This window comes from Brucella sp. BE17 (genome assembly GCF_039545455.1).
Taxonomy (GTDB): Bacteria; Pseudomonadota; Alphaproteobacteria; order Rhizobiales; family Rhizobiaceae; genus Brucella.
The window spans coordinates 1,373,871-1,386,713 of record NZ_CP154467.1 but is presented as its reverse complement, the minus strand read 5'-3'; the positions used below and the strand labels follow the sequence as shown (position 1 = coordinate 1,386,713).

The window sequence follows — 12,843 nt, the reverse complement described above, 5'->3', positions numbered from 1 at the left end:
CAGGCCCGGTTTTGATGGAGCCGAAAATGCAGTTTATTGATCTTGGGGCGCAGCGTGCGCGTATCGAAGACCGTCTCAACGCCGCCATTACCAAGGTTGTTGCAGAAGGGCGATATATTCTGGGTCCTGAAGTTACCGAGTTTGAAAATAAACTTGGTGAATATCTGGGCGTTGAGCATGTGATTGCCTGTGCCAATGGTACGGATGCACTGCAAATGCCTTTGATGGCACGTGGCATCGGCCCCGGTGACGCGGTCTTTGTGCCGTCCTTCACATTCGCTGCGACCGCGGAAGTGGTGGCGCTGGTTGGGGCGGAGCCGGTTTTCGTCGATGTCGATCCTGACAGCTACAACATTAATGTCGAACAACTTGAGGCTGCTGTTGCCGCGATCCGCAAGGAAGGGCGACTCGAACCGAAAGCCATCATTGCGGTTGATCTTTTTGGGCTTGCTGCCGACTATAATCGCATCAGCGCACTCGCTGACCGTGAGGGCTTGTTCATCATCGAGGATGCGGCACAGTCCGTTGGCGGCAAGCGCGATAATGTCATGTGCGGCGCTTTCGGCCATGTAGGCTCGACAAGCTTTTATCCGGCAAAGCCGCTTGGCTGCTATGGCGACGGCGGTGCGATGTTCACCAATGATGCAGAGCTTGCCGAAACCTTGCGCTCGGTGCTGTTCCACGGCAAGGGTGAGACGCAATATGACAATGTGCGTATTGGCATCAATTCGCGTCTCGATACCATTCAGGCAGCGGTTCTTCTGGAAAAACTGGCAATTCTCGAAGACGAGATGGAAGCGCGTGACCGTATCGCAAAGCGCTATAATGAAGAGCTGAAAGATGTGGTCAAAGTTCAGGCCTTGCCGGCTGGCAATCGTTCGGCTTGGGCGCAATATTCGCTTGAAAGCGAAAACCGCGATGGGCTGAAGGCGCATCTTCAGGCAGAAGGCATTCCATCGGTAATTTATTATGTGAAGCCTTTGCATTTGCAAACGGCTTACAAGCATTATCCGATAGCACCGGGCGGGTTGCCGGTTTCCGAAAGCCTGCCAGAGCGCATTCTCAGCCTGCCCATGCATCCTTATCTATCGGAAGAAGATCAGGACAAGGTCATTGCTGCAATCCGTGGCTTCCACGGCAAAAAAGCTTGATTGCGGAATCACTTATTGGAGAAAGCCCGGATTTTCCGGGCTTTTTTTATTTGCCCTGTTTGTTGAGGCGGTGCGCAATAAAGCGTGCGATTGTTGGTCCTGCCAGTAGAACAACAAAGAAACGGCTTGTTTGCATGGCGATGATGAAGGGCAGGTCGACATTGCTGGACGCTGCGATAATGGCGACCGTATCAGCACCGCCGGGGCTGGTTGCGAGATAGGCGGTCAAGGGATCAAGGCCGAGCGTAAAGCTCAGCACCATGCCAAACAGGCCGCATACGGCGATCATCAGCAGGATCGATAGCAGGACCGCAGGAAATGCCTTGGCCGCATAAGCGAGAATTGCACGCGAAAACCCAAGACCGATGCGCCAGCCAATGAGGGCGTAGCTTGCAGCAAGCAGCCATGGCGGTAGGTCGATCGTCATCACGCCCGTATCCTGCAACAGGACGCCGAGCGCCAGCGGTACGAGCATGGCGCCGGTCGGAATACGTGATATTTGCCCAATAATGGCACCGCCCATAATCAGAAGCAGGGTTGCTGCAAGGCTTGGTGGATTGATGGGCGGAAACCAGATCATCGCGACATTTTCAAGAGTGCTGGTTTCCATATTGAAGCGCACGACGAGCGAAGCGACAGACACCACCAGAACCACACGCAGATATTGCATGAAAGCGACGAGGCGCGCATCTGCGCCAAATGATTCCGCCATCAGCGTCATGGCGGACGCGGCACCGGCGGAGGTGCCCCATACAGCTGTCGTCCCTGGTATGATGCGAAAATAAGCCAGCAAATAGCCGATGAGAGTGCTCACCAGCAATACATAGATCATCGAGATCAGTATGACGGGAAGATGCTGACCCATATTGATGAAGAATTCGACCGTGATTGCGCGCGCGATCAGGCAGCCTATGACAGCTTGCGCGCCAAGCGAAAGCCAGTTGTGAACACGAATTGTGGCTTCACCGGTTGCAAGAAGAATGCCGCCGACCATCGCGCCGACGAGCAGGGCACCTGGAAGGCTGAGAATTTCTCCGGTGAAAATTAACACAGCCGATAGAATGAACAGCACGCCCCATTGGATCGAACGGGGGAGTTTGCCAAAGTTCAATCCGCTGATATCGGAACCAGGCTTGGAAGGGGGAGGTAATTGCATCGTGTTTCATCACTATCCCAGGACGGACACGATGCAAACCACGTTTATTGCGAGGCAATAATAATATGATGCCAGTTTTCCACCTGATGAAAGCAGGTATTTCGGAACAAAATATGCCGCCTCAATGAGAGGTGGCATCTGAATTGTTAGTTAGCTATCATGATGGATTGCTTATCCGATCATGGCACGGCGCGGGTTGGCGGGCCGTTCAATAAGTTCGCGAGGTGCCTTGCCATTATCGCGCTCTTCCAGCGCCTCAGCTTTGGAAAGATCGTTTTCCGCGATTACAAGTTGGGCTTCGGCGGCTTCCTTCTGGGACATCAGATCGCGAATCGATCCAAACAGATTGTCGCGCCGCTGGCGTGCTGCCTTGGCGAAGGTCGGATAAGCGAAATGATCGATATCGGTGATGCCTGCTTTCTTTTCTTCTGACAGGATTTGAGCATCGAGTTCCCCGGCCATGCGCTCAAATTCGCCGATCATCAGGTCAAGCTGGCCCAATTGACGGCGTTTTTCCTTCACTTGGAACAGTTTCAGCCTGACGAGGCTTTCACGTGGTTTCATACGCAATACTCCTTGAACACCAGCCAGCTTCCGTGTTGGGGCGTTCCCCCCGACTTTTATTAACAGGTGTAAACAGGAAGGAAACCCCACTGTGACACCGCGAAACTTAAACGAATTCAGTTACTTAACGGGTCTGTATTCGTATTTGTCGTCAAAAATGAGCCTTTCAAGCGAAACAAAAAGTTAAGGATTCGCTTGCTTGGTAACCATTCCTTTACCGACGAGGTTAATCATACGCGTTAGGACTTAAGGCTCGGTAAATCTGTTGTGGTTTTTGGGCAACAGTCAAAAGCTAGAGTCGGTTGAATCACTTAGAGAAGGTTCTTAAAGTAGAATATGAGATTATTGCAGGCTGGAATCCTTATATGATTCATATTGCTATAAGAATTTTCTAAACAGGTCATAAATATGCTTGCCAAGGCGAAACATATTTTGTTAACCATTTGCTGGCACCTTCATAACAAGGCAACGATTGTTCCGTGTGCTGCCGTGAGGGATCATTTGTCAGCAGCGGAAAGGGGATAAAGATGCGCGTCCTGTTGATTGAAGATGACAGTGCTATCGCACAGAGCATCGAGCTGATGCTCAAGTCCGAGAGTTTCAATGTCTATACGACCGATCTGGGCGAAGAAGGCATCGACCTCGGCAAACTTTATGATTACGACATTATTTTGCTGGACCTGAATCTGCCGGATATGTCTGGTTACGAGGTTCTGCGTACGCTGCGACTTTCCAAGGTGAAAACGCCGATCCTCATCCTGTCCGGCATGGCCGGTATTGAGGACAAGGTTCGTGGCCTTGGCTTCGGTGCGGATGACTATATGACCAAGCCCTTTCACAAGGATGAGCTGGTTGCCCGCATTCACGCGATCGTACGTCGCTCCAAGGGTCATGCCCAGTCGGTCATTACGACTGGCGATCTGGTGGTCAATCTTGATGCCAAGACCGTGGAAGTGGCGGGCCAGCGTGTCCATCTGACCGGCAAGGAATATCAGATGCTGGAGCTGCTGTCGTTGCGCAAAGGCACGACACTGACCAAGGAAATGTTCCTCAACCATCTCTACGGCGGTATGGACGAACCGGAACTGAAAATTATCGACGTCTTCATCTGTAAGCTGCGAAAGAAGCTCGATGCCGCTTCCGGTAGCCAGAGCTATATTGAAACTGTCTGGGGCCGTGGCTATGTGCTTCGCGAACCCGACGGTGCGGAATTGCGCGAAAGCGCCTGATTGTTTTCATTCGATAAGCGAATGGTAAAAAGCTCCGCCTTCGCGGAGCTTTTTGCGTATCAGGCTTAAGTTGAAGAGCATGAGCGTGGCTCATGCACTTTCGTCATTCTGCCCGATCATTCTGCGGAGAAGACGATATCTTCTGCCGTTGCACGAATTGAAATGGTCATACCGGCGTCTTGCGCCAGCAGCAGTGTATAATAAGGTTGTACAGAATGTGCATCGATCGGTTCTTCTGGCATTGCGCCTGAGTGCAATTCAAGAAACTTGGGGGGGACGCGCAGCATACGACCCTGAACGGTGATGACGAAGCGCGGTTCCGTGTCGCCGCCTTCAAGGCGCACGGCCAGAGAACCGCCGCGCGGAATAGCGGCATTGCCGATCAAGAGCAGGTTCAGCAGAAGTTTGACCTTGTTCTTGGGCAGGAACACACGGGTGCCTTCCCAGGAAAACTCCGGCTTTTCGTTCTTGAAATATTCGGTGGCGACATGTTGTGCATCGCCCGTGTCGATCTGAACGCCTGCGGAACCGGCAGCACCAAAAGCGATGCGGGCAAATTGCAACCTTGCGGATGCGTTGCGCGCGCTCGACTTGATGAGATCCATTGCATCTTCATCCGCTCCGCCTTCTTCAAGCAGTTCAAGGCCATTATTGATCGCACCAACAGGCGAAATAATGTCATGGCAGATCCTGCTGCACAGAAGCGCACCAAGGTCGAGTGCGGAAAGGGTGACGGGCAAAGGCATAACGGTTTCTCCAGAACGCGGGTGGAACTACATGTCCCAAGCTCTGGCCCGACATGCGTGTCCCGATCGGTTGATAAACGGCTCCAGCAACCGGGCGGTTTCAGGAACTGTGTGAAGGCGAGCGAATCGCCCGGAATATTGATTTTACTGGATACACGCCGTTATCGGGGGCCGCAACAAAGCCCGCTTTCTTGAATGGTACAGTAGCGGGATTGACGTGTCTTTATGCGGTCAATTTCCGATCTTAAGGATTTGGACAATAAATTCGCGTTTAATGGAAAACGATTCGTCGAAAGCGCCCGAAAGAGGTGACGTAAGGCTTTTTACCGGGGCCGTCGGGCAGAGAAACGGGTAGCCGGAAGGAAATTAAATGGCCATACCATCCCTGTCGCAAACCAGTTTCCGCAATGCAGCAGTCCTTGTTGCTTTTTTTCTCGCTTTAATTGGGTCTCTCATGGCTATGCCGTCGGTGGCCAAGGCGCAGAACACCTATACTGCGGAAGAAATTGTTCAGTCTGGACATAGCTTCTTCGGCTCGGCTTCCGGTGGGCTCGCCAGTGCCGTTGAAAAAGCTTTTCAGAGTTTTGGCCTGCCGAACGGCTATATTCTGGGCGAAGAAGGTTCCGGCGCTTTTTTCGGTGGCCTGACTTATGGCGAAGGCACGCTCTATACCAAGAACGCGGGCGATCATAAGACGTTCTGGCAAGGCCCATCGCTTGGCTGGGATTTTGGCGGCCAAGGTTCGCGCGTCATGATGCTCGTCTATAATCTTGACGATATTCAACATCTCTATGGACGATATGCAGGTGTTGCCGGTTCAGCCTATGTGATCGCGGGTGTCGGCTTCAATGTGCTGAAGCGACAAAATATCGTGCTGGTACCGATCCGTACTGGCGTTGGGGCCCGGCTTGGTGTCAATATCGGTTACCTGAAGCTTTCCGAAGCGCCGACCTGGAATCCTTTCTAGTGAATTGCTTTAATGCCGGTAGGCATTGCCCAACGCGTGTGGAACCGTGATCCAGTCTGCTCTTTTTTTCATTCTCGGCGTTCTCGTCACGGTTTTCGTGCTGGTACTGCTCGGCCCTTCGGTTTGGCGGCGCGCCTCTTTTCTGGCGCGGCGTCAGGTTCAGGCGGAGCTCCCGGTCACGCTTGCTGAAATCCGGGCCGACAAGGATGGTTTGAGGGCAGAATATGCCGTAACCATCAGCAGATTAGAGCAATTACTCAAACTCGAGCGCCGCAAGGTGGCCGAGCAGGCCGTTGAGATTGCCCGTCAGCAGGATGCTTTCAAACACCTGTCATCTATTGAAGAACAGTCGGACACTTCCCGCAAGGAGGAGGCGCAGCCCGTTGCAGCGCTGGCGGTACAAGAGGTCGGAAAAGGCATGGCTGAAATCCCTCAAACCGAACCGGAAGCCGGCCCTGATTCTTATAGTGCGGTGGAGGGACTCGCGGATATATTACGCAGCGAGATCAGTCGTGGCGAGGCGGAAAATGTCCGATCAACCAATATGAAACGACCGGTTCCGAGCGATATGCACAAAATGCTCGAGCAACTCATTGGCGAACTATCACAGGCGCAAACGAGACTGGAGAGCGGAACGCAGTCTGACCGAGCCGTGGTCAGGCAAAATGCCGGGTTGCGCGAGAAAATGACTAATCTCGCTGCATATATGGTCGTTGCTACCGCCGAAAAGGAAGGCGAGGGATCACCGATCCGCGCCCTTTTAGAGGCTGCGGATAAAAGCGCGACAGCTGGCGAAGTTTCGAAAAGTCTGGCTGAGCGGATCAACGATTTGCGCAGGGACTAAGCGCTCTAAAGCGTGTCGCATTTTATCATATCAACAAGGCACGCTTTAAGTTTCTGTTTTTACGCATGTCTTTATCCCAGAACCGGTTTCCACTTCTGGAAGACATGCTCTAGTGCGACGAATCTGAGATTCGTATCACTTAAGGCTTTGAATGAGTTTCAGATTCAAATCCCCCACACTAGTGCCGCAAAATTTACCGAGCATCACGCGTTGCTGATCACATCCGACCAGTCGGGATGTTGTGTAAGCTGGGCTTGCAAAAAGCTGCATCGCGGAATGATTTTCCAGCCGTTTCTGCGTGCATCAAGAACAGCACTCTTGGCGAGAGCTTGTGCAGCTCCTTTGCCGCGAATGGCCTCGGGCACCAGTGTATGATCGATGGAAATGAGTGCAGGTCCGAGTCGGGTATAGGTCATTTCGGCTTCGGATCCCTCCAGCGCAGCCACGTAGCGGCCACCATCGGAACTGTCTTCCTTGCGAATATCGATATTTCCGCTCATGCCGATCTCCCGTTTGTTCACAGCACTATCTTTGAACATAGGCAGTGATTGTGCAAACGAAAACCGGCCCCTGAGGGCCGGTTGTCATGTTTAAAACACGCGCCCTGAATGAGGCGTGTGAAAATACGGCACGTCAATGCCGGTATTGCTGAATTCTGGTGGTTCTGAGACCGGCGAGACCATGCTCATCGATCGAAGATTGCCAACCAAGAAATTCTTCCACCGTCAACGTGTAACGTTGGCAAGCCTCCTCAAGACTAAGAAGTCCGCCGCGAACGGCAGCAACAACTTCAGCCTTGCGGCGGATAACCCAACGCCTTGTCGTGGCGGGCGGAAGGTCCGCGATGGTCAGCGGACTGCCATCAGGACCAATTACATATTTTATACGCGGTCTTACCAGATCGGTCATTGTACTCTCTACACAACACTCAAGGACCTAATCGAGCCCGAGATTAACCGCACAGCTTTAAAAAATAGCTAAGCCTCTGGTAACACTCTGGTAACACTTGAAAAAAATTTGGATTTTAGCGCTAAAACGGTCATTTTTTTATTCTGACGTCGCGATATCACGGCGAAGTGTGTGCAGGCTGACGCAAACGTCACAATGTTTATTTTGCAACACCTTGGCAAATTGCCGCAGTTTGGCCTATATAAGCCGTAGAAATCGGAATTTTTGAAAAGCAGGGCATGGCCCGGAAGCTGGAAACTATCATGAGCCTGAACAGCCTCGATCTGCCGGGAAAGCCGGAAGAAACGCGTGTTGTCGTCGCCATGTCAGGTGGCGTCGATTCTTCGGTCGTGGCGGCAATTCTCAAACGGGAAGGCTACGACGTTGTTGGCGTAACGCTACAGCTCTATGATCATGGCGCTGCGGTTCATCGTGCCGGCTCGTGTTGTGCGGGGCAGGACATTGAAGATGCCCGCCGCGTTTCGGAAAGTCTTGGCATTCCGCATTACGTCCTTGATTATGAAGCGCGTTTCCGTGAAGCCGTGATTGATCCTTTTGCGAATTCCTATGTCAGCGGTGAAACGCCGATCCCCTGTGTTTCCTGCAACCAGACTGTCAAGTTTGCCGATCTCCTCCAGACAGCGCGTGATCTGGGCGCGGATGCGCTTGCGACCGGGCATTATATCCGTAGCCGCGCCAATGGTGCGCATCGCGCATTGTATCGACCTGTTGATGCCGATCGTGATCAGAGCTATTTCCTGTTTGCTACCACCCAGGTGCAGATCGACTATCTGCGTTTCCCGTTGGGGCATCTGCCTAAGCCTCAAGTGCGTGAGATCGCCGAGGAAATGGGACTGACTGTCGCCAAGAAGCAGGACAGTCAGGATATCTGCTTTGTGCCACAAGGGAAATATTCAGACATCATCTCCCGGTTAAAGCCTGAAGCGAGCAATCCGGGCGATATCGTTCACATTGACGGGCGCAAGCTTGGTCGTCACGAAGGCATCGTCCGTTATACAGTCGGCCAGCGCCGCGGCATCGGTGTCGCCACTGGCGAGGCGCTTTATGTCGTGCATCTCGATGCAGCGCATGGTCGCGTTATCGTCGGTCCGCGCGAAGCTCTAGAAACACACAAGGTGTTTCTGCGCGATATGAATTGGCTCGGAGATGGCGCTGTAAGTGATTTGCCGACGGGTGGAATGGAGGTTTTTGCCAAGGTTCGTTCCACGCGTCCGCCCCGGCCTGCAGTTTTGCATCATGTCGATGGACAGACATGGGTCGAGCTTATCGATGGTGAAAGCGGTATCGCGCCCGGGCAGGCTTGTGTCCTTTATTCCGACGAAAGCAATACGGCCCGAGTCTTCGGCGGAGGGTTTATTGCCCGCTCGGAGCGTGAGCCGCAGGCGGAAGAAATGCTTCGCCGCCTCGTCGATGGCAATGCCAAGGCCTCGGCCGCGTAAGGTTATTTCGTTTGGTGCGTCCTTTCATCCGCAAAGGGCGCACAATCTTTGATTGTACACATCATGGTTTGCAGCAATCGTCTCCGTTTTTGCGCCGATTCTTTAGAGAAACCGGCTGAAACGCGACAGCGCAATGCCAGAAGCGGTTGCAACATTCAGGCTGTCAAAATCACGTGACATCGGAATGCGCGCAGTGTCCAGGCTGTTGAGAAGGCGCTGCGGCAGGCCTTCACCTTCCGTGCCGAGCAGGATGGCTTGTCGTTCATGCTCTCCAGCCTGATAGATGTTTTTTTGAGATGACGGGCTTAGCGCGAGAATGTTGAAGTTTTCCCTGCTGACAGCCGTCAGGATGTCGTCGATCATGGCTCCGTGAAAATAGGGCACTTTCAGCGTCGCACCAACCGAAACGCGAATGGATTTTCGGTAAAGTGGGTCGCAGCAACTCGTATCCATCAGTACGCAATTGGCTTCAAAGGCAGCAGCATTGCGGAAAATGGACCCTATATTGTCGTGGTTGGATATGCCGCACAGCACAACGATGAGCGATTTTTCCGGCAGTCCGGCAAGCAGTTCATCGACTGAAGGCTGCGGTTTGCGGCGCCCCACCGCCAGAACGCCACGATGAACATGAAAGCCAGCAACCGCGTCCATGACGATCTGCGGCACGCAATAGATCGGCACATCCACGGGAGTTCTCTCTATCTGGGGCGATAGTCCTTCAAGCCGGTTTTCCAGCACCAGCAGCGATTCGGCTTCGAACCGTGCTGAAGATGATAGCAAGACATTGATGACAACCTTGCCCTCGGCGATGAAACGCTGCTGGCGCCCGATCAGATCCTTTTCGCGAATATCACGATAGGGAAGGAGGCGGGTGTCCTGAGGATCTGTGATCCTTTCGATGCGGGCGTGTCCGTGATGGGATTGCGGCATGATGGGCCAATAACCTTGCGCTTCTTTAATGCGTTTCGAGTGCAATAGCAGCACTGAAACTGTTTCCAATTCGGTCCGCATCTCACAATGGAATAAGTACGGATAAGCTTTCGCTGGAAAGGATTTAAAACATCGCGCCAAGATTATGAAGGGCTGCTGGCAAAGTCAGCAGTTGGGCGCAGCGGGCGCTCCATGACGCGGTGCTGCAGCGTGCATATAGAAGTTTGAAAGCGTGGACAGCATCAGTTCGACCTCCGCAGAGGAAGCCATATAGTAGATGGTTTGGGCATCGCGGCGCGTCGAGACCAGATTGAGTGCCCTTAGTTTTGCAAGATGTTGAGAAAGAGCCGATTGGCTGAGATCGATAGCTTTTGCAAGCGTTCCAACCGACATTTCATTATGAAGAAGTTTGCATAAAATCATAATTCTCTTATTATTAGCAAGTGCTGAAAGAAAATCAGCTGCATGATCTGCGTTTTCTATTAGTTCATGAAAATTATGTTCTTTGTTCATTGCTAATATACCCCGTATAAGCCGATTCTTTAGTGAATATCACTTGTCTACCTCCCGGATAAGGCAATATAAACGTAAATCTTAGCAATTCTTTTGAAAAGGGCCTTCTTAATTAAAGAAGGGGTAAATTAGCCCCATTTGTCCCAAAAGAATGGGCCATTTGTTCCATCATCTATGAGCCGCTTGTTTTCTTTCGCTGTGGCGTGGTTTTTTTCTGGCAACTGGATGGTTGGGACGCGCGAATAGTCTAACATTGCCTTGTTCTGAAACATCAGTCGTCGACCTGTGCCCGAAGCGTAGATAAGTGACGTCTATGCCGCGCTCGTTATCCTCCGGGTGATCGTCAACACCCCGAACTGATGGTAGCGTGTCAAATGGCGTGGGTTGGAATGAGTTGGATTAGAGCGCTTCCATCATCAACTCATAATGGCCTTTATCCCACTCATTGAAATCGCATCACAATCACAATTGAGATATCAAAAATAGCACCTGAAGGTCGTGTGAATAATATTATAATTTGAGGGCTCTTAGCGCAATATTCCAAAATATAGCCAATAATCAGAATATTAATCTAATTTTTTTGGGTAAAATCGGTTGAGAATATGACGTAATTCTAACAATTGCGCTTGCAATGTGACGACGCAAGCGTTTCGATAGGTCAGGCTGCGGGCAATGGGGTGCACGCGGCATGCTTTTTTCTGGAGGCGGAAAATAATGAAAATGTATAAAACACTTCTGGCTGCGACAGCGCTGGTTGTTTTGATGGGCGGGGCCGCTTCGGCTAAGACCTTTGTCTATTGCTCGCCGGCATCACCTGAGGGCTTCGATCCCGCAGCCTATACGGGCGGCGACACGTTCGATGCTTCGGCGCATCCGGTCTATAACCGTCTTGCAGAATTTGAAAACGGAACGACCAAGGTCGTGCCGGGACTCGCTGAAAGCTGGGACGTGTCGGAAGATGGTCTGGAATATACGTTCAATCTGCGCAAGGGCGTCAAGTTTCATTCAAGTAATCAGTTTACGCCGACCCGTGATTTCAATGCCGATGACGTGATCTTTTCCTTCGACCGTATGAGCAACAAGGAAAATCCCTGGCATCAATATACCGCCGGTATCACATACGAATATTTTGACAGCATGGAAATGGGTGAACTGATCAAGGAAATCGTCCGCGTTGACGATTATACGGTCAAGTTTGTGCTCAGCCGTCCTGAAGCACCGTTCCTCGCCAATGTTTCGATGCCATTCGCCTCGATTATTTCTAAGGAATATACCGACAAGCTGGCAGACGATGGTAAGAAGGATGATCTCAACCAGTTTCCTGTTGGCACTGGCCCCTTCCAGTTCGTTGCTTATCAGAAGGACGCTGTCGTTCGCTTCAAGGCCAACGACGATTATTGGGATACGCGTCCGAAGATCGATGATCTTGTTTTCGCCATTACAACCGACGCTGCGGTGCGTGCCGAAAAGGTCAAGGCTGGCGAATGCCATCTGATGTCCTATCCGGCTCCAGCTGATATCAAGGATCTTCAGGCCAATTCCAATCTGAAGGTTGACGAGCAGGCTGGCCTGAATGTCGCTTATTTTGCTTATAATACGCTGAAGGCACCGTTCGATAAGCCGGAAGTGCGCAAGGCGCTCAATCAGGCCATCAACAAGCAGGCCATCATCGATGCCGTGTTCCAGGGGCAGGGTCAGGTTGCAAAGAACCCCATCCCACCGACAATGTGGGGCTATAACGACACGATCGAGGACGATAAATACGATCCGGAAGCTGCCAAGAAGGCTCTGGAAGCGGCCGATGTCAAAGGTCTCAAGATGAAGCTCTGGGCGATGCCGGTGAGCCGTCCATATATGCCCAATGCACGCCGTACGGCGGAACTCATGCAGTCGGACCTTGCCAAGGTTGGTGTGAGCGCCGAGATCGTATCGATGGAATGGGGCGAATACCTCAAGAAGTCGGGCGAAAAAGACCGTGACGGTGCTGTCCTTCTGGGCTGGACCGGTGACAATGGCGACCCGGACAATTTCCTTGGAACATTGCTTGGTTGTGCAGGCGTGGGCAATAACAACCGCGCGCAATGGTGCTACAAGCCGTTTGAAGACCTGATCCAGAAGGCCAAGGTCTCGACCAGCCAGGAAGAGCGTACCAAGCTTTATGAAGAAGCTCAGGTTATCTTCAAGGAGCAGGCTCCGTGGAACACCATCGCACATTCGACTGTTTTTGTGCCGATGTCTGCCAAAGTGACGGGCTTCAAGCAGAGCCCGCTTGGCGATTATCGGTTTGAAGAAGTCGATATCGCTGAGTAAAATCTGGTAACACGAGCGGCCGGGT

The 12,843-nt window shown here is 52.1% G+C and carries 13 protein-coding genes; 6 read left to right on the top strand and 7 right to left on the bottom strand.

The genetic code is table 11. The features are described from left to right. Positions 1–26 precede the first annotated feature (26 nt). The gene (locus AAIB41_RS06730; RefSeq protein ID WP_343312516.1) at positions 27–1,151 is read left to right on the top strand and encodes a DegT/DnrJ/EryC1/StrS aminotransferase family protein; all 1,125 of its coding nucleotides are present in this window, start codon (positions 27–29) and stop codon (positions 1,149–1,151) included. A gap of 46 nt (positions 1,152–1,197) precedes the next feature. Here the strand turns inward: AAIB41_RS06730 and AAIB41_RS06725 are convergent, their stop codons facing one another. Together AAIB41_RS06725 and AAIB41_RS06720 are read right to left on the bottom strand one after the other, a co-directional pair. Further along, positions 1,198–2,307 (bottom strand): AbrB family transcriptional regulator, encoded by a 1,110-nt coding sequence (locus tag AAIB41_RS06725; protein WP_343312514.1) that lies wholly within the window; start codon positions 2,305–2,307, stop codon positions 1,198–1,200. Positions 2,308–2,478: 171 nt separating this feature from the next. Beyond that, on the bottom strand, positions 2,479–2,871 hold the full coding sequence (locus AAIB41_RS06720; protein ID WP_343312512.1) for a flagellar export protein FliJ: 393 nt from the start codon (positions 2,869–2,871) through the stop codon (positions 2,479–2,481). A gap of 527 nt (positions 2,872–3,398) precedes the next feature. Here AAIB41_RS06720 and ctrA point away from each other — a divergent pair. Further along, positions 3,399–4,100 (top strand): cell cycle two-component system response regulator CtrA, encoded by a 702-nt coding sequence (gene ctrA, locus AAIB41_RS06715; RefSeq protein ID WP_343312510.1) that lies wholly within the window; start codon positions 3,399–3,401, stop codon positions 4,098–4,100. A 116-nt stretch (positions 4,101–4,216) separates the two neighbouring features. Here the strand turns inward: ctrA and AAIB41_RS06710 are convergent, their stop codons facing one another. After that, positions 4,217–4,846, bottom strand: a complete 630-nt coding sequence (locus tag AAIB41_RS06710) for a histidine phosphotransferase family protein (protein WP_343312507.1) — start codon at positions 4,844–4,846, stop codon at positions 4,217–4,219. Between the two features lie 370 nt (positions 4,847–5,216). Here AAIB41_RS06710 and AAIB41_RS06705 point away from each other — a divergent pair, with 370 nt between their 5' ends. Then, the gene (locus tag AAIB41_RS06705; RefSeq protein ID WP_343312506.1) at positions 5,217–5,813 is read left to right on the top strand and encodes an EipA family protein; all 597 of its coding nucleotides are present in this window, start codon (positions 5,217–5,219) and stop codon (positions 5,811–5,813) included. 46 nt (positions 5,814–5,859) lie between these two features. Next, entirely contained in the window at positions 5,860–6,657 is a 798-nt protein-coding gene (locus AAIB41_RS06700; protein ID WP_343312505.1) for a hypothetical protein, read from the top strand. 203 nt (positions 6,658–6,860) lie between these two features. Here AAIB41_RS06700 and AAIB41_RS06695 read toward each other — a convergent pair whose 3' ends face one another. Continuing rightward, a complete protein-coding gene (locus AAIB41_RS06695) occupies positions 6,861–7,157 on the bottom strand; it encodes a GNAT family N-acetyltransferase (protein ID WP_343312503.1) in 297 nt (98 codons plus the stop codon). A gap of 133 nt (positions 7,158–7,290) precedes the next feature. Beyond that, a complete protein-coding gene (locus tag AAIB41_RS06690; protein ID WP_343312501.1) occupies positions 7,291–7,566 on the bottom strand; it encodes a DUF1153 domain-containing protein in 276 nt (91 codons plus the stop codon). Between the two features lie 302 nt (positions 7,567–7,868). Here AAIB41_RS06690 and mnmA point away from each other — a divergent pair, with 302 nt between their 5' ends. Next, positions 7,869–9,065 (top strand): tRNA 2-thiouridine(34) synthase MnmA, encoded by a 1,197-nt coding sequence (mnmA, locus tag AAIB41_RS06685; RefSeq protein ID WP_343312499.1) that lies wholly within the window; start codon positions 7,869–7,871, stop codon positions 9,063–9,065. Positions 9,066–9,167: 102 nt separating this feature from the next. On the opposite strand, the gene AAIB41_RS06680 is transcribed toward mnmA, so the two are convergent. Next, a complete protein-coding gene (locus tag AAIB41_RS06680) occupies positions 9,168–9,995 on the bottom strand; it encodes an RNA methyltransferase (RefSeq protein WP_343312497.1) in 828 nt (275 codons plus the stop codon). A gap of 165 nt (positions 9,996–10,160) precedes the next feature. Next, entirely contained in the window at positions 10,161–10,508 is a 348-nt protein-coding gene (locus AAIB41_RS06675; RefSeq protein ID WP_343312495.1) for a metalloregulator ArsR/SmtB family transcription factor, read from the bottom strand. A 714-nt stretch (positions 10,509–11,222) separates the two neighbouring features. Between AAIB41_RS06675 and AAIB41_RS06670 the strand changes: the two genes are divergently transcribed. After that, complete coding sequence (locus AAIB41_RS06670) at positions 11,223–12,818, top strand: ABC transporter substrate-binding protein (RefSeq protein ID WP_343312493.1); 1,596 nt, start codon at positions 11,223–11,225, stop codon at positions 12,816–12,818. The last annotated feature ends 25 nt before the right edge of the window (positions 12,819–12,843 follow it).

Coding starts and splice junctions, on each gene's coding strand:
- AAIB41_RS06690 (WP_343312501.1), bottom strand. CDS start 7,566: ATGACCGATCTGGTAAGACCGCGTATAAAATATGTAATTGGTCCTGAT.
- AAIB41_RS06675 (WP_343312495.1), bottom strand. CDS start 10,508: ATGAACAAAGAACATAATTTTCATGAACTAATAGAAAACGCAGATCAT.
- AAIB41_RS06730 (WP_343312516.1), top strand. CDS start 27: ATGCAGTTTATTGATCTTGGGGCGCAGCGTGCGCGTATCGAAGACCGT.
- AAIB41_RS06670 (WP_343312493.1), top strand. CDS start 11,223: ATGAAAATGTATAAAACACTTCTGGCTGCGACAGCGCTGGTTGTTTTG.
- ctrA (WP_343312510.1), top strand. CDS start 3,399: ATGCGCGTCCTGTTGATTGAAGATGACAGTGCTATCGCACAGAGCATC.
- AAIB41_RS06695 (WP_343312503.1), bottom strand. CDS start 7,157: ATGAGCGGAAATATCGATATTCGCAAGGAAGACAGTTCCGATGGTGGC.
- AAIB41_RS06720 (WP_343312512.1), bottom strand. CDS start 2,871: ATGAAACCACGTGAAAGCCTCGTCAGGCTGAAACTGTTCCAAGTGAAG.
- AAIB41_RS06725 (WP_343312514.1), bottom strand. CDS start 2,307: ATGCAATTACCTCCCCCTTCCAAGCCTGGTTCCGATATCAGCGGATTG.
- AAIB41_RS06680 (WP_343312497.1), bottom strand. CDS start 9,995: ATGCCGCAATCCCATCACGGACACGCCCGCATCGAAAGGATCACAGAT.
- AAIB41_RS06705 (WP_343312506.1), top strand. CDS start 5,217: ATGGCCATACCATCCCTGTCGCAAACCAGTTTCCGCAATGCAGCAGTC.
- mnmA (WP_343312499.1), top strand. CDS start 7,869: ATGAGCCTGAACAGCCTCGATCTGCCGGGAAAGCCGGAAGAAACGCGT.
- AAIB41_RS06710 (WP_343312507.1), bottom strand. CDS start 4,846: ATGCCTTTGCCCGTCACCCTTTCCGCACTCGACCTTGGTGCGCTTCTG.